The organism is uncultured Bacteroides sp. (assembly GCF_910578895.1).
GTDB lineage: Bacteria > Bacteroidota > Bacteroidia > Bacteroidales > Bacteroidaceae > Bacteroides.
This window is the reverse complement of the sequence record NZ_CAJTSC010000030.1, coordinates 23,023-41,628: the sequence shown is the minus strand read 5'-3', so window position 1 is coordinate 41,628 and position 18,606 is coordinate 23,023. Positions and strand designations below refer to the sequence as shown.

Annotated in this window: 18 protein-coding genes; 9 read left to right on the top strand and 9 right to left on the bottom strand. The window is 46.8% G+C overall.

Annotated features, from left to right (window positions below):
* Nucleotides 1–357, top strand: a 357-nt coding sequence (locus QZ327_RS09095) for a hypothetical protein (protein WP_294618756.1), incomplete at its 5' end; no start/stop codon positions are given.
* A 19-nt stretch (nucleotides 358–376) separates the two neighbouring features.
* Entirely contained in the window at nucleotides 377–4,408 is a 4,032-nt protein-coding gene (locus tag QZ327_RS09090) for a two-component regulator propeller domain-containing protein (protein WP_294618755.1), read from the top strand.
* A gap of 43 nt (nucleotides 4,409–4,451) precedes the next feature.
* Here QZ327_RS09090 and QZ327_RS09085 read toward each other — a convergent pair whose 3' ends face one another.
* The 3 genes from QZ327_RS09085 to dnaE all read right to left on the bottom strand — a co-directional run bounded on the left by QZ327_RS09085 (nucleotide 4,452) and on the right by dnaE (nucleotide 9,018).
* A complete protein-coding gene (locus QZ327_RS09085; protein ID WP_294618754.1) occupies nucleotides 4,452–4,784 on the bottom strand; it encodes a hypothetical protein in 333 nt (110 codons plus the stop codon).
* A gap of 34 nt (nucleotides 4,785–4,818) precedes the next feature.
* Nucleotides 4,819–5,133, bottom strand: coding sequence for a thioredoxin (trxA, locus tag QZ327_RS09080; protein WP_294618753.1), 315 nt, complete (start codon nucleotides 5,131–5,133; stop codon nucleotides 4,819–4,821).
* Nucleotides 5,134–5,220: 87 nt separating this feature from the next.
* Nucleotides 5,221–9,018 carry a DNA polymerase III subunit alpha gene (gene dnaE / locus QZ327_RS09075; protein WP_294618752.1) on the bottom strand — a complete coding sequence of 1,266 codons (3,798 nt, stop codon included), beginning with the start codon at nucleotides 9,016–9,018 and terminating at the stop codon, nucleotides 5,221–5,223.
* Between the two features lie 172 nt (nucleotides 9,019–9,190).
* Here dnaE and QZ327_RS09070 point away from each other — a divergent pair, with 172 nt between their 5' ends.
* The 3 genes from QZ327_RS09070 (at nucleotide 9,191) to QZ327_RS09060 (ending at nucleotide 10,973) form a co-directional block, all read left to right on the top strand.
* On the top strand, nucleotides 9,191–9,880 hold the full coding sequence (locus QZ327_RS09070; protein ID WP_294618751.1) for a phosphatidylserine decarboxylase family protein: 690 nt from the start codon (nucleotides 9,191–9,193) through the stop codon (nucleotides 9,878–9,880).
* A gap of 2 nt (nucleotides 9,881–9,882) precedes the next feature.
* Nucleotides 9,883–10,590, top strand: coding sequence for a CDP-diacylglycerol--serine O-phosphatidyltransferase (gene pssA, locus QZ327_RS09065; protein WP_294618750.1), 708 nt, complete (start codon nucleotides 9,883–9,885; stop codon nucleotides 10,588–10,590).
* Between the two features lie 68 nt (nucleotides 10,591–10,658).
* Nucleotides 10,659–10,973: a DUF4834 family protein gene (locus QZ327_RS09060; protein ID WP_294618749.1), complete on the top strand. Its 315-nt coding sequence runs from the start codon at nucleotides 10,659–10,661 to the stop codon at nucleotides 10,971–10,973.
* A 29-nt stretch (nucleotides 10,974–11,002) separates the two neighbouring features.
* Here QZ327_RS09060 and QZ327_RS09055 read toward each other — a convergent pair whose 3' ends face one another.
* Nucleotides 11,003–11,437 carry a nucleoside deaminase gene (locus tag QZ327_RS09055; RefSeq protein ID WP_294618748.1) on the bottom strand — a complete coding sequence of 145 codons (435 nt, stop codon included), beginning with the start codon at nucleotides 11,435–11,437 and terminating at the stop codon, nucleotides 11,003–11,005.
* 73 nt (nucleotides 11,438–11,510) lie between these two features.
* Nucleotides 11,511–11,744, bottom strand: a complete 234-nt coding sequence (locus QZ327_RS09050) for a hypothetical protein (protein WP_294618747.1) — start codon at nucleotides 11,742–11,744, stop codon at nucleotides 11,511–11,513.
* A gap of 83 nt (nucleotides 11,745–11,827) precedes the next feature.
* Here QZ327_RS09050 and QZ327_RS09045 point away from each other — a divergent pair, with 83 nt between their 5' ends.
* From QZ327_RS09045 to QZ327_RS09030, 4 genes are all read left to right on the top strand, one after another.
* Nucleotides 11,828–12,193: a YraN family protein gene (locus QZ327_RS09045; RefSeq protein ID WP_294618746.1), complete on the top strand. Its 366-nt coding sequence runs from the start codon at nucleotides 11,828–11,830 to the stop codon at nucleotides 12,191–12,193.
* A 24-nt stretch (nucleotides 12,194–12,217) separates the two neighbouring features.
* Complete coding sequence (locus QZ327_RS09040) at nucleotides 12,218–12,574, top strand: MmcQ/YjbR family DNA-binding protein (RefSeq protein ID WP_294618745.1); 357 nt, start codon at nucleotides 12,218–12,220, stop codon at nucleotides 12,572–12,574.
* On the top strand, nucleotides 12,558–13,331 hold the full coding sequence (locus QZ327_RS09035) for a biotin--[acetyl-CoA-carboxylase] ligase (protein WP_294618760.1): 774 nt from the start codon (nucleotides 12,558–12,560) through the stop codon (nucleotides 13,329–13,331). Before QZ327_RS09040 ends, QZ327_RS09035 begins: the two co-directional genes overlap by 17 nt.
* Before the next feature lie 65 nt (nucleotides 13,332–13,396).
* Nucleotides 13,397–14,722, top strand: coding sequence for a zinc-dependent metalloproteinase lipoprotein (locus tag QZ327_RS09030; protein WP_294618744.1), 1,326 nt, complete (start codon nucleotides 13,397–13,399; stop codon nucleotides 14,720–14,722).
* A gap of 205 nt (nucleotides 14,723–14,927) precedes the next feature.
* Here the strand turns inward: QZ327_RS09030 and QZ327_RS09025 are convergent, their stop codons facing one another.
* From QZ327_RS09025 to QZ327_RS09010, 4 genes are all read right to left on the bottom strand, one after another.
* On the bottom strand, nucleotides 14,928–15,608 hold the full coding sequence (locus QZ327_RS09025; RefSeq protein ID WP_294618743.1) for a hypothetical protein: 681 nt from the start codon (nucleotides 15,606–15,608) through the stop codon (nucleotides 14,928–14,930).
* A 115-nt stretch (nucleotides 15,609–15,723) separates the two neighbouring features.
* Nucleotides 15,724–17,103, bottom strand: a complete 1,380-nt coding sequence (locus QZ327_RS09020; protein WP_294618742.1) for a hypothetical protein — start codon at nucleotides 17,101–17,103, stop codon at nucleotides 15,724–15,726.
* A gap of 2 nt (nucleotides 17,104–17,105) precedes the next feature.
* Complete coding sequence (locus tag QZ327_RS09015; RefSeq protein WP_294618741.1) at nucleotides 17,106–17,663, bottom strand: hypothetical protein; 558 nt, start codon at nucleotides 17,661–17,663, stop codon at nucleotides 17,106–17,108.
* Nucleotides 17,664–17,668: 5 nt separating this feature from the next.
* Entirely contained in the window at nucleotides 17,669–18,391 is a 723-nt protein-coding gene (locus QZ327_RS09010) for a glycosyltransferase family 2 protein (protein WP_294618740.1), read from the bottom strand.
* Between the last annotated feature and the right edge of the window lie 215 nt (nucleotides 18,392–18,606).

The following is an 18,606-nucleotide window of genomic DNA, read 5'->3' as shown; positions in this document are numbered from 1 at the left end:
CACCGATATCCGGCAAACGGGATGCCCGTACGCGGCATTTCCGGCGCTTTTCCGCACTGGTTGGTTTGTAAGGATTTCGCTATCAAGTTGGGTATGTGGAAGATGTCCGTTTTCCGTTCCGTTTTTTCCCGCCGGCAGCACATCGGGGCGGAAACAGGCGATTCTGCGGCGCCGGAAAAGACAGATTGTCAAAAAGACAGCCGTACGCGGTTTTTCATTTGCATCCAACTTCCTGACGGATCGATGCGAAGGGGCAACTCCTCCCCCCCTCCCGAAATGCAAAAGCCGCGGGAAAACATTTTCTTTATCCTGCCGGAGCGGGATTTCCGCAATTTTCATTTATCTTTGCAGGGTTAACCAACAATACACAGACAAGATGAAAACCGGCACACTGCTATTGTATGTTTACATATTCCTGTTATCCGGCATCGGCTACAGTTCCGCCCAAGAAATATCATTCAATCATCTTACCTCCAAAGACGGTCTTTCAAGCAACACGGTCATGAGCATCTACCAAGATGAAAAAGGATTTATGTGGTTTGGTACAAGATACGGCGTCAACCTGTATAACGGAAACAAAATCACCGTCTACAAATCGTATAAGGACGGCCCGCACATCCTCAACGCCGGCGGCACGGGAGGGAGCATCACCGGCAACGGGAAAGGGGAAATTTATATCAAAACCTCACAGGGCATTTCCATGTTCAACACCTCACGGCAACGGTTCACGACCTTATTGAAAGGAGACATAGGAGTGATGTGTTACCACAAGCACCTGTATATTACACAAAAAAACAGGATTTACAGATATGAAGGCAACCAGTTTGTGCCGTTCTATGAGTTGAGGAACAACCGCCACAGCATCATCACCGCCTTGCACGTCCGTGACGAACACATCCTGATAGGGACCGAAGAAGACGGTCTGTTCCGGCTGAACGGCAAGCAGGAGCCGGTGCAGCTTATCCCGCAAGGCACTGTCACCAATATTTTCCAGGATTCTACGGGAAAGACATGGGTCGGGACGTGGGAACACGGCTTTTACCTGATTGACGGGACATCGATTGCCAATTTCAAGCATTCGGAAACAGACCCGGCAAGCGTCAGCTCCAACTTCGTAAGAAATTTCTGTGAAGACAAACAAGGGAATATATGGATAGGAACCTTCAACGGGCTGAACAGGTTTAACCCCTCTACCCGGACTTTCACCTGCTACAAAAAACAGGACGACGACAACAGCCTTACCCACTCCTCCGTATGGAGCCTGCTGTGCGACAACCAAGGGACCGTATGGGTGGGCACCTATTATGGCGGGGTCAATTACTTCAATCCTCAAAACCAGATATACCGGCATTTTCAGGAAAGCAAGACGGAAAACGCCGGGTTGAGCGCATCCATCATCGGTTGCATTACGGAAGACAGCCTGCACAACATCTGGATAGGGACCGAAGGCGGAGGAGTCACCAAATACGACCCGCAATCGAACACTTTCCAATGGTACAAGCACAACGGCAGGAATGCCAACAGCCTGTCGCACGACAATGTGAAATCGCTCTGCTACGACCACACAAACGAGACTATGTGGATAGGCACGCATCTGGGAGGGCTTAACAGGCTGGACATACGCAAGGGGAAATTCACCCATTATTATCCGGGGAAACAGCACAAGTCACCGCACGCGAACATCATCCGCCAAATCGTACTTTACAAGGACCGCCTTTTCTTAGCCACTCATGGCGGATTGTATTCTTTCGACCCCGAAACCGAGCGATTCGCGCTGTTGGGGCAGAAGCATTCTCCGCAGATAAAAAGCGCCGTATCCATCCAGATTGATTACCAGGAAAAACTATGGCTCAGCGGAAACGGAGAAGGCGTCTATACTTTCGAAAAAAGCACGGGCAAAATAGAGAACCATAAACACAACCACGCCTTTGAGCATAGCATCAGCAACAATCAGACCGGTATTGTCTACGCAGACAAGCAAAAAAGAATCTGGCTATGTTCCGGAAGCGGAATCGATTTATTCCAGCGCGAAACGAATGATTTCGAGAACTTCAACGAACGGAAAAACGGCTTGGGCAGCAACCTTGTTTATGGCGTGTGCGAGTTGTCGCCGGACAAGATGCTGTTCACTACCGATATAGGGTTCTCCATTCTGGATTATCCGACGCGCAGGTTCACCAACTATAGCAAGGACAACGGCTTCCCCCTGTCGGCCATCAACGAGAACTCGGTTTACAAGGCCTGCAACGGGGATATTTACATCGGCGGCCTGGACGGCATGGTCTCTTTCCGCGAGGAGAACATCGACAACACCCCGCAAAACTACAACATCTATCCTTTCAGTTTAAGCGTTAACGACAGCGACATACAAACAGGCGACGAAAGCGGCATCCTGCAACAGCCGCTTTGCGAAGCATCGTGCATCACGCTGAAAGCCGGCCAGCGGATGTTCAGCATCGAGTATGCCACAACCAATTATATCCCTTTCAACAAAGACAATCTGGAATACTACCTGAAAGGATTCTCGGAAGGATGGACGGATATGAACGAACTTAACAACGTCACTTACACCAACCTGAGCCCGGGAAAGTACACCTTGATTGTACGTGCCAAGAACAACCGGCTCATTCCGGAAAGCCGGCTCGGCATCGAGATACTCCCCCCGTTCTATCTTACGATGTGGGCATATCTGCTCTACGCGCTCTGCATTGGCATCGTCCTTTATTTCATTGTACGTGCCTACAAGAAGCGCATCAAGCTGCAGGAATCATTGAGATATGAACAAAAACACACCGAAGACATCGAACGGCTCAACCAGGCGAAACTCCGATTCTTTACCAACATTTCCCACGAGTTCCGCACTCCGCTGACATTAATCATCGGACAAATGGAAATGTTGTTGCAGGCACGCACCTTCCCTCCGTCTATTTACAACCGGATATTAGGTGTGTATAAGAATTGCCTGCACATGCGGGAACTCATCACCGAGCTGCTCGATTTCCGGAAACAGGAGCAAGGTTACATGACCATCAAAGTAAGCGAACAGAATATCGTGGATTTTGTGTACGAAAGCTATCTGCTGTTTCAAGAGTATGCCTTGCAACGGCAGATAGCTTTCAAATTCAACAAGATACAGGACGACATTCCACTTTGGTACGATAAAAGGCAGTTCCAAAAGGTAATGAGCAACTTGATATCCAATGCTTTCAAACATACGCAAGCCGGTGAAGAGATTACCGTATCCGTGCGCAAAGTCCACAAGGAAGTCGTTATTGATGTAAGCGACACCGGTTCGGGTATTGCACCCAAAGATTTAGAAAAGATTTTCGACCGTTTCTATCAAATAGACCAACTGTCCGCTCCATCTGCCGGAACCGGCATAGGACTGGCTTTGACAAAAGGTATTGTAGAATTGCACCATGGGCACATTGAAGTATTTAGCAAACCCGGCGAAGGAACCACCTTTTCCGTATATATGCAACCGGGAAAAGCCCACTTCGCAGCGGAACAAATTTGCGATAACGCCGCAGACTCTCCAATAGAAAAATCGGTTCTACCCGAAATCGCCTCCCTGATTTCGGAAGAGCAACAGTTTCTGACCTCGGACTCGTATGCAGACCGAAAACAAGAGATTAAAATACTGGTTGTAGAAGACAATGGGTCGCTCCGCGAAATGCTGGTTGACATCTTCACGTCGTTCTACCGGGTAATCACCGCCTGCAACGGAGAAGAAGGGTGGCTAAAAGTGCAGTCGGAGCATCCACATATCGTATTGAGCGACGTGGTAATGCCTGTCATGTCGGGAACCGATTTGTGCAAACTCATCAAGAACAATATAGAGACCTGCCATATCCCTGTAGTACTGCTTACTGCAAGGACAGCCGTCGAGCACAACCTGGAGGGGCTTCGCATAGGAGCGGATGACTATATCACCAAACCTTTCAACGTCAATATTCTGTTGTCACGCTGCAACAACCTGATCAACAACCGGATTATGTTGCAGGAGAAATTCAGCAACCATCCGCAGGAGACGCCGCAGATATTAGCGACAAATGCGATAGACAAAGAACTGGTGGATAAGGCAATGGCAGTCATTGACAAATATATGGATAATACCGAATTCAACATTGATATACTCGCACGAGAAATGGGAATCTCCCGCACAAAGCTCTTCAACAAGCTAAAGGATATCACTGGGCAAACCCCGTACGACTTCATCGTCACAATCCGCTTGAAGCGAGCCGCAATCATGCTGAAAGAGCATCCTGAACTGAACATCTCGGAGATTTCCGACAAACTCGGCTTCTCCTCGCCACGGCAGTTCAGCAAGAGTTTCAAAGAGAAGTATAACATTGCGCCACAAAGCTATCGGAAAGGAGAAGTAGCGTCGGAAGGTGACGAGCACTGAAAAGAGGATGCCGAAGCACCCTCTTTCTAATATCACCTATGACTTACTCATCCTCCAACGACTCCGTATATTCCATTTCACCTTGCACAATGAAAAGGATTTCATCCGGATCGTAATCGCCCATTTCATCCTTATGAGCTTCCTTGATGATGTAATCTACGATTTCTCCCAAATCGATTTCGATATACCCATCACCGTCGGGCTGCACATCAAGGATGCCGCTCTCGGAATAATACTCGTCAATCAAATCGAGGAAATAATAAAACTCATCATCAGAGAACTTCTCTTTCAACTCCTGCGGCAAATAGTTTTTGATGTACTCAATGGTCTTTTCATCATCGAGATCATTCTTCAAAAAATCGTTTTCCAGTCCCATAGCTTTATATTATTTTAATTGTCAAACAAGTACCTTACAACAGTGCTTCAATCTTCGCCTGATAAGTCGGTTTAGAAGCAGAACCCACCTGTTTATCTACCAATTCCCCGTTCTTAAAGAACAATACAGTGGGAATATTACGGATACCATATTCAGCAGCCACATCGCCATTCTCGTCTACATCGCATTTACCGATAAGAGCCTTGCCCTCATATTCACCGGCCAATTCTTCAATAATAGGACCTACCATTTTACAAGGTCCGCACCAAGGTGCCCAAAAGTCAATTACCACAGGTTTACCTTCTGACAAGATTTCTTTGAAATTGTTGTCTGTAATTTCTAATGCCATTTCTTTTAAATATTAAGTTTAAATATCAATTCAACAGTATAGGTATCAAGCATTATCCGCTTATCACTATCAGTGAAGCAAAGATAATTAATTTATCCGAAAGTCAAGTTCCGGACGCTCTTTTAAATAAGAGATAAGTTCACGACCTACAGAAAGTTTCACCGGACGGGATACCAAATCAACAGTCATCTTACTGTCCGGATCGGTCACTTTAAAATAGAGTTCCGTAGTTCCGGGACGCTCTTTTGTCAGCTCTGCCAATTCTGTTACCAATGCCTTGTTCAGCACACTGAGCGGAACAAGAATCGTAATCTTCTCTATCAATTTCTCTTTTACATCGGGAAGCAACTCCATAGAGGTAATCTTCAATTCCAGTTCATCCTGGCGCCACTGCTTAGGCTGGCAACGCGCCTTGATATAAAGGAAAGTACGCTCGCCCAAATATCCCTGGTAAGTTACCCAATCATTTCCGAAAAAAGGCAACTCTGCCGAACCGGAATAGTCTTCTATCCTGGCAATGCCGTAAGGATTACCGTTCTTACTGATGCCCCGGCGGACAGATGTAACGATACCGCCCATCGTAATTTCACGTCCTACAAGAGCTGTTTTATCTTCCAGTTCTGCCATGTGCGTATTGCAGACATGCTCCAACACAACGGAATATTCATCCAAAGGATGAGCAGAGAGATAAATACCTACCAAATCGCGTTCCTTATTTAATCGGTCAAGGTCGCTCCAACGCTCTGCCGGAAGAATTTCGGGAGTGGCTATATCCACCACGTTTTCCCCACCGAACAAAGAATTGACAACTGCCGCCTTATCCGCCTGATAACGGTTGCCATAACGCACCAGCGTTTCAATAAATAGTTCATTCTTTGCGTTGACAGCAAAATATTGCTCACGCTTCAACTCGGGAAAACTGTCAAAACCACCGGCAAGAGCCAGGCATTCCAAGTTCTTTTTATTGCAAGCATTCAGGTTGACACGCTGTACAAAATCGAATATACCTGTATACAGACCGTTCTTCTCACGCTCTTCCATAATGCTTTGCACAGCACTTTCACCCACACCTTTTACTGCCCCCAATCCGAAACGGATATTACCTTCAGGGTTGACGGTAAACTTCAGGTTCGATTCGTTTACATCGGGTCCAAGCACTTTGATGCCCATCGACTTACATTCATCCATAAGTTTGGTTATGGTCGTTATATCGGATAAGCTTCGGCTCATTACGGCAGCCATATACTCCGCCGGATAATTGGCTTTCAGGAAAGCAGTTTGATAGGCCACCCATGAGTAGCAGGTAGCATGAGATTTATTGAATGCATAAGATGCGAATTTTTCCCAGTCAGCCCATATCTTCTCGAGTACTTTCGCATCGTGTCCGTTTTTCTGTCCGCCTGCAATGAACTTCGGTTTCATGTGATCCAATTTGTCACGCAGTTTCTTACCCATTGCTTTACGTAAAGCATCGGATTCGCCACGGGTAAAGTCTGCCAACAAACGGGACAAAAGCATGACCTGCTCCTGATAAACAGTAATTCCGTATGTGTCTTTCAGATATTTCTCCATAATGGGAATATCATATTCAATAGGCTTGCGCCCATGCTTGCGATCAATAAAGTCCGGGATGTAATCCATAGGTCCCGGCCGATAGAGAGCATTCATCGCAATCAAGTCCTCAAAAGTGGAAGGTTGCAATTCGCGCAAGTACTTCTGCATACCGGCAGACTCGAATTGGAACGTGCCGACAGTACGACCATCACTATATAATTTATAAGTAACCGGATCATCAATGGGCACCTTATCTATATCCAACTCCAAACCACGATGTAAACGTACATTCTCAACGGCTTCCTTTATAATAGAAAGAGTTTTCAGTCCCAGAAAGTCCATCTTTATCAATCCCGTATCCTCAATGACCGAACCTTCATATTGAGTAACGAGCATCTTCTCTCCGGTTTCCTTATCATCTGCCGTACTTACAGGAACCCAGTCGGTGATATCATCACGACAGATAATGGTACCACAGGCGTGCACACCTGTACCGCGCACATTACCTTCCAACATTTTGGCATACTTCAACGTATCGCGTACTAACGGATCGGGCGATGCTTCCGCTGCCTGCAACTCCGGAACATAGGCAATGGCATTGGGAAGATTCAGTTTCTTATCGGGTATTTTATCGGGAACCAATTTTGCCAAACGGTCGGACTCCGACAAAGGCAACTTCTGTACGCGGGCAACATCCTTAATGGCAAGTTTGGTTGCCATCGTACCATACGTAATGATATGCGCCACTTTCTCCTGCCCGTACTTTTCCGTTACCCAACGCAACACCTCACCGCGTCCGTCATCATCAAAATCCACATCAATATCAGGCAAGGAAATACGGTCGGGGTTAAGAAAACGCTCGAACAGCAAGTCATACTGAATAGGGTCTATCTTAGTTATACCTAAACAGTAGGCCACAGCCGAACCGGCAGCCGAACCACGTCCCGGTCCTACCGAAACTCCGAGTTGCATACGGGCGGCATTGATAAAATCTTGCACAATCAAGAAGTAACCGGGGAAACCCATTGTCTTCATAATGTACAACTCAAATACCAGACGCTCTTTTACTTCATCCGATAACGGATCTCCATAAAGCCGCCTGGCACCATCAAATGCCAATTTGGCAAGATAATCAGCTTCCAGTTTGATACGATAGAGCTTCTCGTAACCGCCCAAACGCTTGATTTTTGCTTTAGCGGCTTCTTCGTCCAAAACGACTTTTCCGTTTTCGTCTTGCGTAAACTCATCAAACAAATCTTTTTCCGTGTACTTCTGCCTATATTCTTCCTCTGTCCCAAAATCTTCGGGAATAGCGAAAGTAGGCATGATAGGTGCATGGTCAATAGAGTAGTATTCCACCTTGTCCAAAATTTCCAATGTATTGGAAAGCGCTTCCGGAACATCGGCAAATAGCTCGTTCATCTCAGCCTTGGTCTTCATCCACTCCTGTTTGGTATACAGCATGCGGCTCGGATCGTCCAAATCCTTACCTGTACTCAAACATATAAGACGGTCGTGCGCTTCAGCGTTCTCCTCATCCACAAAATGGACATCATTGGAACAGATTACTTTTATATCGTATTTTCTGGCATATTCCAGCAATTTGGCATTCGCCTTCTGTTGCAAAGGATAAGCTTCATGATTGGCCCGGGGAATGGTTGCCTTATGACGCTGCAATTCCAAGTAATAATCATCTCCGAACAGGTTCTTATACCAACGGATAGCCTCTTCGGCATCTTCCAATTGTTCATTGATAATCTTTTTAGGTACTTCGCCACCGATACAGGCGGAACAGACAATCAGTCCTTCGTGATATTTTTCCAATTCATTACGGTCGGTACGCGGACGCATATAATATCCCTTGGTCCACGCACGGGATACCAATTTTATAAGATTATGATATCCCTTTTCGTTCTTCGCCAACACAATCAAGTGATAACCGCTTTGGTCGGGTTTGCCCTCTTTCTTATCCATTGTGCGGCGTGCCACATACATTTCACAACCAATGACAGGCTTGAAGAGTTTGTTTTCGGCTTCTGCTATCTTCGCCTTGCAGGCGGCAATCTCCGTTTCCTTATCCTCGCACTCTATCGCACCGCTCTCTATTCCGGCAATCCGTTTTTTCAGGTCTTTTATTTCCCCTTTCGGACCGCTGTTCTTTTTATTAACATAGTTGGTGAATTCCTTGATGCCGAACATATTGCCATGGTCAGTAACGGCAATACCTTTCATACCATCCTTCATCGCCTTGTCCACCAAGCGGCTTACACTGGCCTGACCGTCGAGGAGCGAATATTGGGTATGTACGTGCAAATGAACAAAATCCTGCATAAATGTATCCTTTCTATAAGCGAGCCTAAAGGTACGACCTATGCGATATCTAACAAAAATATTCCTCAAAAAGTTATCAACACCTGTAATTCTATGACTAATTTCTTGTTAGATTTTCAAAATAAGCCTATTTTTGCAGATAATTTGCATCAGAAAGAATAAAACAAGATACATGAGTCGACTTAAAAAGCTAAAGAAAATACGTATTCACCGCGAAGGCACACATACCCTTATCGGCAGTTTATTATTGATACTTGCCATAAACACCGGACTTTATTTCGGATTGGAGTGTAAGATTCCTTTCTACGTATCGGCAGTTATCAGCCTTGTAGTTTATGGTATCTTAGTGAATTTCTTCCGTTGCCCCATACGCTTGTTCGGTCAGGAAGAGACCGAAAAGATTGTGGTTGCCCCCGCCGACGGAAAGATTGTGGTAGTGGAAGAGGTTGAAGAGACCGAATATTTTCATGACCGCCGTATCATGGTTTCCATATTCATGAGTTTAGTTAACGTACATGCCAACTGGTATCCGGTAGATGGAACCGTGAAGTTGGTGTCTCACCACAACGGCAAGTTCATGAAAGCCTGGTTGCCTAAAGCAAGTACCGACAATGAACGATCTACCGTGGTCATCGAAACCCCCGAAGGTGTGGAAATCATGGCACGCCAGATTGCAGGTGCCATGGCACGCCGTATCGTAACATACGCCGAACCGGGCGAAGAATGCTACATTGACGAACACATGGGATTCATTAAATTCGGTTCTCGCGTAGATGTGTTCCTTCCATTGGGTACGGAAGTTCTCGTTAAACTTGGACAACTTACTACCGGTAATCAAACCGTGATAGCAAAACTTAAATAATAATGGCAAATCGCATCACCCGTCCTATTCCAAACACCTTAACCTGTCTGAATTTATTCTCCGGGTGTATTGCTTGCGTCATGGCTTTTGAAGCCGATTATCATTTGGCGCTTTTATTCATTATTTTCAGTGCCGTATTCGATTTTTTCGATGGCATGATGGCGCGTCTGCTGAATGCCCATTCGCCCATCGGAAAAGATTTGGATTCTTTGGCGGATGATGTAAGTTTCGGTGTGGCACCCTCATTGGTCGTGTTCTCTTTATTTAAGGAGATGTATTATCCGGCATCTATGGAGTTCATCGCTCCTTATATGCCTTATGTCGCATTCCTCATATCCGTATTCTCGGCGTTGCGCTTGGCGAAATTCAATAACGATACGCGCCAGACAAGTTCCTTCATCGGTTTACCTGTTCCTGCCAATGCTCTTTTTTGGGCATCATTAGTAGCAGGCATGCACCCCATTCTCATCTCCGAGAACTTCAATCCTGTTTACCTGTCGGTATTGGTCGGTCTGTTCTCATGGTTGCTGGTATCGGAAATACCGATGTTCTCATTAAAGTTCAAGAATCTTTCATGGACAGACAACAAGACAAGCTTCATTTTCCTGATTGTCTGTATCCCGCTTCTTATCCTATTTAAAACCGGCGGTTTCGCAGCAGTGATTATATGGTACGTCATATTGTCACTTCTAACAGGGAAACGCGGGTAAACATTTCCGTGGCACGGTTGTTGTACTATATGTTCGCAAGAAACGAACACATAAAAAAAGATTAGCCCATGCTCCATGTTTTAGGATTCTTCTTCATCATTATAATCGCCATCCTGCTTATCGGACTCAGCATTATCGGCACTGTCATCCGAAGTATCTTCGGGTTGGGCAGACACCGTTCATCAAGTACTTATCGGAACGACAACGAAGACTACCAATCCGGAAAGGAATATTCCTTCAACGGCAGGCAGCAATCCGGTCCTATCGCCGATGAAGAACCGCAAACAAGAGCTAACGCAACCTCTACACACAACAAACGTAAGAAACTCTTCTCCCAAGATGAAGGGGAATACGTAGATTTTGAAGAACTCAAAGAAGAATAACAATAAGAGAAACCGCTTCCAAGAAAGCATTATCTGCGTTTGGCTACAAAGAAATCCTTCATCAGCGCGGCACATTCCTCGGCAAGTATCCCTTTCGCTACCTCAGTCTTAGGATGCAATGCCTGTGGCGCATAACACTGATATCCCCGCTTCTCGTCCTCCGCACCAAAAACCAATCGTCCCGTCTGTGCCCACGCAATAGCTCCGGCACACATCACACAAGGCTCAACGGTCACATACAACGTACATTCATTCAAATATTTACCGCCTAGAGTGGCGGCTGCGGCAGTGATTGCCTGCATTTCGGCATGAGCGGTAACATCGGTCAGCGTTTCGGTCAGGTTATGGGCACGGGCAATAATACGGTTTTTACAAACAACAACAGCACCAACGGGCACTTCGCCCCGCTCGCCTGCCTTTTGCGCTTCAAGAAGCGCCTGTCTCATATAATCCGCATCGGTCATCTTTTTCCCTGCTTATAGTCCGCTTTACTTTTTTACTTTCACATCCTTATACAAGCTCCGCTCCGCAATGTGCTTACCTTCGCATATCATGCTCACCGAACAATGTAGGATAATCCTCTTCCATATTCTTATGGATAAACATGAGAACAGTCTCCCTCAGCCAGCGCGATTTGTTCGTTATCTTATACTTCTCCAAATAACGGTCCACAATCCGCAGCTCTTCTTCGCTCATCAGACATACTATGCGCTGCTCGCGTTTGGGTTCTTCGGGTGTTGCTTTCGCACACGTTTTGTCTCTCTTTCTCATATTTCTTTGCAAAAATAGCTTTACTTCCGTAAAAACAAAGCAGAAAAAACGTATTTTTGTAGGGAAAGAAAGAAAATTGTACTATGGCAATACATAATGCACTGGGAAAGGCCGGAGAAGATGCGGTTGCCGCTTATCTGGAACATAACGGATATATAATACGCGACCGGAATTGGCGGAAAAACCATCTGGAGTTGGACATCGTCGCTGCTAAAGACAATGAATTGGTTGTCATAGAAGTAAAAACCCGGAGCAGTACCGAATACATCAAACCGCAAGATGCCGTCGACCGGCAGAAAATACGCCGTATTGTCATAGCCGCCGATGCCTATATCAAACACTTCAGTATCGATGCCCCTGTACGTTTTGACATCGTTACGGCAGTAGGCAATGCCGGCACCTTCAAGATAGAGCATATCAAAGAAGCATTTTATCCGCCAATGTTTTAAACAAATCCTAACATCTGAAATACAATGGATATAGAAACCGCCCGCGAATATTGTCTCAGTAAAAAGGCTGCGACCGAAGACACCCCTTTCGGTGAAGACGTGCTCGTCATCCGAGTAATGGGAAAGATGTTCTTATGTATTAATCTCCAGACTCCGGACCGTATCACCATGAAGTGCGACCCGGAATACGCATTGGAGCTACGCGACCGCTACAACGCCATCGAAGGCGCCTGGCATTTCAATAAAAAGTATTGGAACCAGGTACTTCTGGACTGCGACGCAGACGACAAGCTGATAAAACATCTTATAGACCATTCTTATGAAGAAGTAATAAAGAAGTTCACAAAAAAAATGCGCAATGAATATGAAGCCCTGCCCTGAGACGTTTCCTTATCCGCTGATAGCGCTGGACGAAACAGACTCGACCAATCAGTACATAAGCCGGCTGTGCTACGACCGGCAAGCCCCGCTCACCGAACTGACCACGGTTACCGCCGAATTCCAAAGCGCCGGCAAAGGCCAGCGCGGCAATAGTTGGGAAGCGGAAAAAGGAAAGAACCTGCTTTTCAGTTTTGTCCTCTACCCCACATTCCTCGAAGCGCGCCGTCAGTTTATCCTGTCGCAAATTGTTTCCCTCTCCATTAAGGAAGAACTGGACAAATGGTCGGACGAAATCACCATAAAATGGCCGAACGACATCTATTGGAGAGACAGGAAAATATGTGGCATACTGATAGAGAACGACCTCACCGGACACTTCATCGGGCGCAGCATCTCCGGTATCGGAATTAACATCAACCAGAATATATTTCGTAGCGATGCCCCCAATCCGGTATCACTGACACAAATCACCCACCGGGAACATAACCGTTACGAAATCCTGGCGAGTATCCTGAAACGGATACAAATCTACTACAACGGCCTGCAAACGGAAGAACGCGACAGCTATTCCGCCGAGATAGCCGCCCGCTATGCCCGTTCCCTATTCCGCCGCCGTGGTTTTCATCCCTACGAAGATGCCGATGGCAGATTTTCCGCCCGTCTGCTACGTGTGGAACAAGACGGACGCTTCGTATTGGAAGACGAGAACGGCAAAGAGCGGGAATACCTGTTCAAAGAGGTGCAATACATTGTCTGATTGGAGAAATCGGCAAACATTACCTTTACAAAATACATTCCGGATTAAAATCAACATACAACCTCATGAAAATACAACTTTTACTCGCAGCCTTCCTGTCAAGCTTCATCCTATGCGGCTGCAAGGATAATGAAGCCGGCATTTTAGAGCTCTCCGAATCATCATTCGGCAACATCAGCAGTGCCGGAGCAACCTTAACGGTCGGCATCACAAGCGATGCGGAATGGAAAGTATCCAAAACGGCGCAATGGTGCAACGTCACCCCAAGCGAAGGCTCAGGCAACGGGACGCTGACCCTACAGATAGAAGCCAACCCCGACAACAAAGAAAGAAAAGTGACGGTAACCGTCGCCTCGGCAGCCGCGAAGACAAGCAAAAGGATAGAAATCACCCAATCGGCAGGATATACGTCCATAGAGCAACATCATTACAACCTGCCCGTAGTTTTCCATGTACTTTATAAAGACCGGTCCAACCCGGAACAGTATGTCAGTACAAGACGCCTAGCGGAAATACTGGGCGCGGCAAACCGGCTTTACAAGAACAGCATGCAAAACGCGGACATGAATCTGGCATTCACGCTCGCCACCGTCAATCCCAACGGGGAAAAGATGGCACAACCGGGCGTGGAATACATCCCGTGGCAAGGCAACTATCCGATAGACTGCGACGAGTTCATGTACGACAATATCAACGAGCCGGCAGGCAAGGGATATGTGAAATACCTATGGGACCCCAACAGGTATATCAACATAATGGTTTACAACTTCGCCCAAGACCCGGACGGCAATGCAACGACATTGGGGATATCGCACCTGCCTTTCACCACGAAAGGGGCAAACAGCCTGCCGGGCCTCAGCGAAATCACACCATCGCATTTGGAATTAAGCAACTTGCCTTTCCCTTATTGCATATCCATCAACAGCCTGTTCATCAACTATGAAAGTACGGCAGACATATACACCACAGCAGACGTCACCGTCACATTAGCCCACGAATTAGGGCACTATCTGGGCCTGCACCATGTATTTTCCGAAACCAAAAGCGGAAGCGGTTGCGAAGATACCGATTATTGCACAGACACCCCCACCTACGATAAAGAGCAATATGATATCGATTGCGCATACATCAAAGCAAACGAACAGGAGAAATTCAAATTCGACTATCTGGTAAGACGTGAGAATTGCCTGACAGGCGAATCCTTCGTTTCACACAATATCATGGACTATGCCATCAGCTATTCCGACCGGTTTACTCCCGAGCAACGGAGACGTATCCGCCATGTACTGATGTACAGCCCCCTGATACCCGGTCCTAAAGCAAACCGGGAGACCGATACACGTTCCACGCCTGCCGGTCTTTTAAACCTGCCGATCCGGGCAGTCAAATAAACATTCCCCCTACTGCCTGTCATGAAGAAGAGTGTGCCGAGACACTTCAAATACACAAATCACCCCTGCCATAGATATCTGTGACAGGGGTGATTTGGTCAATAAGAGAGTTCCGACACACTCTCTGTTATGAAGTGCACCCCAAAAGTCAGACACAAAACTTTTGGGGTGCACTTCAGTTATAAGGAAACAAAGAGGAGAACAATCAGTTCATCTCTTTTTCCAATATCATTATCCGTTCCAGCGTCTTTCCGGCCTCGGTAGAGGGAAAAAGCTGAAGCACCTTCTGCAAATATCCCTTAGCCTTGTTATACCCGTTAGAGAATATATCCGACAGTCCGTTACGGTAACCGGCATACTGCATACGTGTAGGAGAAGCAATTTTCTTATAACTGTCCTCCAAAGCCTTCTTCTTTTGCTCGGCTTGCAAGTAGTAATAATTACCCAGAAATATGTTCGCCTGAAGATTATCGGCATCCAATGCCAACACTTTCCGATAGAGCACCAAGGCATCTTTCGCTTCGTCGCGCATCAGCTGCATCTCCGCACATGCCACAAGTCCGGGGACATCTTCCGGATAATATTGCAACCACTCCTTATAAAAGAGATACGCCTTGTCATAATTCCGTTTGTCCTTATAATAGACCGCCAGTTCGTGCACGACGCGAGGAGCCGCCGCGCTGTTTTTCTCCACATTCGTCCAATAGAACATTTCCGCCTGTTCGGCTCCCACAGCGGCAGCCTGGCGAAACAGGCTCACGGCATAATCATCCTTGCCTGCCGACAAAGCATCTGCCGCCTTCTGCAACAGTATCTCTGCCGTTTGTGCCGGAAGCGGCATCGGGCACAGCAAAAGCCCAAAGAAAAGTAAAGTTAAGGTCTTCATTTTTAATATATACTTGGTTCAACGTTTCCGAAATGTCCTACGGGGGATTACCCACAAATTTACGGATTTCCACACCAACCATCAACAGATGAAAGTAGAAATATAGTTAAAGATACTATTCCCTATCCAGCAACAGCCAACGGTCCAACCAACCAAAGCATATCCTCACCCAATGATTGGACAGCGAGTAAAACCACATCATAGGGATGAAACAGAAAAAGAAGCGTTTGGCAGAGTATGCCAGCACATTCCGGATGGAATCCCACTTATAGTCAATCTGATAAAGAACAATCACATAAAACGCCAAGGAGAGGACAATCATTGCCAGCAGAGCCAGGTTGTCTTTCCGCTTTATCAAGAACCAACCGTTGACAAGCAACGACAGGGAGAATGCCATGACCGTCCAGCCAAAGAACTGCGTATCTTCATAATAAGCCTCCAGGAATGCCCGGATGATACCCGCCTTCTCCGCATCCCAGTAAGGGCGGGATATGACAATGCTTTCGGCATAAAAACCATTTATCCACGAAAAAACCGCCCACAAAAGAGCGGGAAGCAACGCAGCGGCAACAGGCAGCAAGTCTTTCCAGTTTCTGCCCCTAAGCGCGCCGGCAAAAACCGCCAACAGCGCCGCACCGATAAAGACTATCCCTTCCGAACGGGTCCATACATTCACCGCAAGCAGCAACGAACCGAGGTATAAATCCTTCCGCTCCCCGCACTTCAGCCATAAAGAGACGTAAATAACGCCCAACGAAGCGGTGACGGCATGAATGACATTCGTTGCCGACAGCGAAGAAAAGGCAATCATCTCCGGAGTTATCAACACGAAGAAAGTGGCAACAGCCGCGCACGTAGGTCCCGACACACGCTGCATGCTGCCATAGAAGGCTATCAATAGGGACAAATACATCAATGCCGGAACTATTTTGGATGTCTCCGCCCCCAAAAGATAGACAAAAGCATAGCTCAACTGCACCATCGGGGCATACGTTATGTAGCTGCCCGCATCATGGATATGCGGCATATAGCTCTGCTGGAATATGCTCAGGTTCCTGAACGTATGTTCCTGCGCGATGACGTATCCAATGGTGTCGAACCCCGCCAGGCTGTCCCTGTCGAACGTAGGGAAATACATGCACTTGGCAAAATTCATATACTCAAAGTATGCGATAAGCATGATGAAGAAGAACCAGACAAGGTTATAGTTCGAGGTATCGATATGGAAAGCGTCCTTATAATACATTATCACCTCGCCTCTACGTCTATACAGGAAAAACAGCAACAGAAGCAACAGCAACACTCCCCCAAGCAGCACGCTGACGGGTATCAACTGTATCTTAAGCAGGTTGACGACAAGCATCACAAGCGTTTGCAGCCCGATTCCTACCGGAAAGGCAAGACCAATCTTTTCGGTCCACGTAAACTTAATGGAAATACAATTGACGGCAAGAAAACCTATCGCAATGACGAGAACAATTCCTAATGCAAGCATGGCTACTGTTTTTTCTGTTGGACAATCGGGAATATGGCATGCTTCACTTCCGGGTCGACCTGATAAGGAATCCGCTCCTTTCCTTCCCCGTTCACAATGGCAATATGAGTTATTTTACCTGCATACTTGCTCTCTTCCAATTCGCTTTCCAATATCAGCAGGCGGGGATGCAAGAAACGGGTGGCATAAAGTTTATTGCTGATTTCCCGTTTGAACGGGCTTCCTTCTTTTTGGAACGCTGCCTGAGAAGGATAAAGAATAACCGCATTCTCCGGCGTGGCTTGCTTGATAAAGCGGAGATAATCGTAACCCATCCCCAGTTTCATCTGCATTTTCTCTTCAAAGGTCAGTTTGGGATACTTCCTTATCACTGCCATATTCTCTTTCAGCAAACTGTTGTACACCCAACGGTAAGTAGGCTGCTCCGTCAATGCGTATCTGACAAGAAGCAGTGCAAGGACCATAAACAGCACATTCCTTGCAAGCCATGCGGCATACACGGCAAAAGTTTTCTTTTGCATCGCCCGTCTCCCTTCCCGGTTTGTTTTCTTCGATTGCATATCCATCACTTTTTAGTAAACCTGTATTTCAACAATATGCAGACAGCCTCAACCCCGTCACGCCATCTTATCTTCTTCCCCTCTTCTTTAGAACGCGGATTATAGCGTATCGGGACTTCCTTTATCCTGTGCCCCCTTCTGAGAATTTTGGCAGTCACCTCGGGACAGAACCCGAACCCGTCACAGGTCAGCGGCACGGACTTCAGCAAGGCAGCATCGAACATCTTGTAGCAAGTAGGCTCGTCCGTTATCTTCCGGAAGAAAAGCAGGCTTGTGACGAGGGATACCAGCCGCCCGCCCCAATAGTACGTATGATATATCGGCTTATTATTGCCACCCAGCAGCCTGGAGCCATATACCACCCGGCACTCTCCCGACAAGATGGGCTGCAACAAAACCCGGTAATCCTCCGGGTCGTATTCCAAATCGGCATCTTGTATGATGATGACATCGCCGGCGGCACACGCTATGCCCTGGCGCACCGCATATCCCTTTCCCCTGTTTTCCGGCAGTCTGAGATATTCGATGCAAGCATCCGGATAGCGCGCTTTGGCTCTCCTCACCTCCTGTTCCGTGTCGTCGGCGGAACAATCGTCAATCACCCGTATCTCTTTTTCCACGCCCGCAGGGAGCTGCGCGCTTACAACCTTTTCCAAAACCCTGAATATCGTTTTAGCCTCATTATAAGCAGGTATTATTACGGAGAGCGTCTTTACTATGTTCTTCATCTTTATCAATTAAACAATTATTCCTTTGCGGGAGAGAGTGCCCGAAAACTCCGGCAGAGCAGAACAATACTGGTTTTGGCATCGGCACAGCCTCTTATAGGGCAACTGTCTGCAAAATAACAAAATTTTAATCAGAAAGTTACGACATGCACGATTAATATTTAATGATTGTCCGCAACTGAGTTTTTGCATTGAAAGGGGGCAAAAGCCATGTA

Excerpts from the sequence above, each read along its gene's own strand:
- QZ327_RS09060 (WP_294618749.1), top strand. The coding sequence starts at position 10,659 with ATGCTCCATGTTTTAGGATTCTTCTTCATCATTATAATCGCCATCCTG.
- QZ327_RS09035 (WP_294618760.1), top strand. The coding sequence starts at position 12,558 with ATGAAGCCCTGCCCTGAGACGTTTCCTTATCCGCTGATAGCGCTGGAC.
- QZ327_RS09085 (WP_294618754.1), bottom strand. The coding sequence starts at position 4,784 with ATGGGACTGGAAAACGATTTTTTGAAGAATGATCTCGATGATGAAAAG.
- QZ327_RS09015 (WP_294618741.1), bottom strand. The coding sequence starts at position 17,663 with ATGCAATCGAAGAAAACAAACCGGGAAGGGAGACGGGCGATGCAAAAG.
- QZ327_RS09020 (WP_294618742.1), bottom strand. The coding sequence starts at position 17,103 with ATGCTTGCATTAGGAATTGTTCTCGTCATTGCGATAGGTTTTCTTGCC.
- QZ327_RS09050 (WP_294618747.1), bottom strand. The coding sequence starts at position 11,744 with ATGAGAAAGAGAGACAAAACGTGTGCGAAAGCAACACCCGAAGAACCC.
- QZ327_RS09030 (WP_294618744.1), top strand. The coding sequence starts at position 13,397 with ATGAAAATACAACTTTTACTCGCAGCCTTCCTGTCAAGCTTCATCCTA.
- trxA (WP_294618753.1), bottom strand. The coding sequence starts at position 5,133 with ATGGCATTAGAAATTACAGACAACAATTTCAAAGAAATCTTGTCAGAA.
- QZ327_RS09055 (WP_294618748.1), bottom strand. The coding sequence starts at position 11,437 with ATGACCGATGCGGATTATATGAGACAGGCGCTTCTTGAAGCGCAAAAG.
- QZ327_RS09040 (WP_294618745.1), top strand. The coding sequence starts at position 12,218 with ATGGATATAGAAACCGCCCGCGAATATTGTCTCAGTAAAAAGGCTGCG.
- QZ327_RS09045 (WP_294618746.1), top strand. The coding sequence starts at position 11,828 with ATGGCAATACATAATGCACTGGGAAAGGCCGGAGAAGATGCGGTTGCC.
- QZ327_RS09070 (WP_294618751.1), top strand. The coding sequence starts at position 9,191 with ATGAGTCGACTTAAAAAGCTAAAGAAAATACGTATTCACCGCGAAGGC.
- QZ327_RS09025 (WP_294618743.1), bottom strand. The coding sequence starts at position 15,608 with ATGAAGACCTTAACTTTACTTTTCTTTGGGCTTTTGCTGTGCCCGATG.
- dnaE (WP_294618752.1), bottom strand. The coding sequence starts at position 9,018 with ATGCAGGATTTTGTTCATTTGCACGTACATACCCAATATTCGCTCCTC.
- pssA (WP_294618750.1), top strand. The coding sequence starts at position 9,883 with ATGGCAAATCGCATCACCCGTCCTATTCCAAACACCTTAACCTGTCTG.
- QZ327_RS09010 (WP_294618740.1), bottom strand. The coding sequence starts at position 18,391 with ATGAAGAACATAGTAAAGACGCTCTCCGTAATAATACCTGCTTATAAT.
- QZ327_RS09090 (WP_294618755.1), top strand. The coding sequence starts at position 377 with ATGAAAACCGGCACACTGCTATTGTATGTTTACATATTCCTGTTATCC.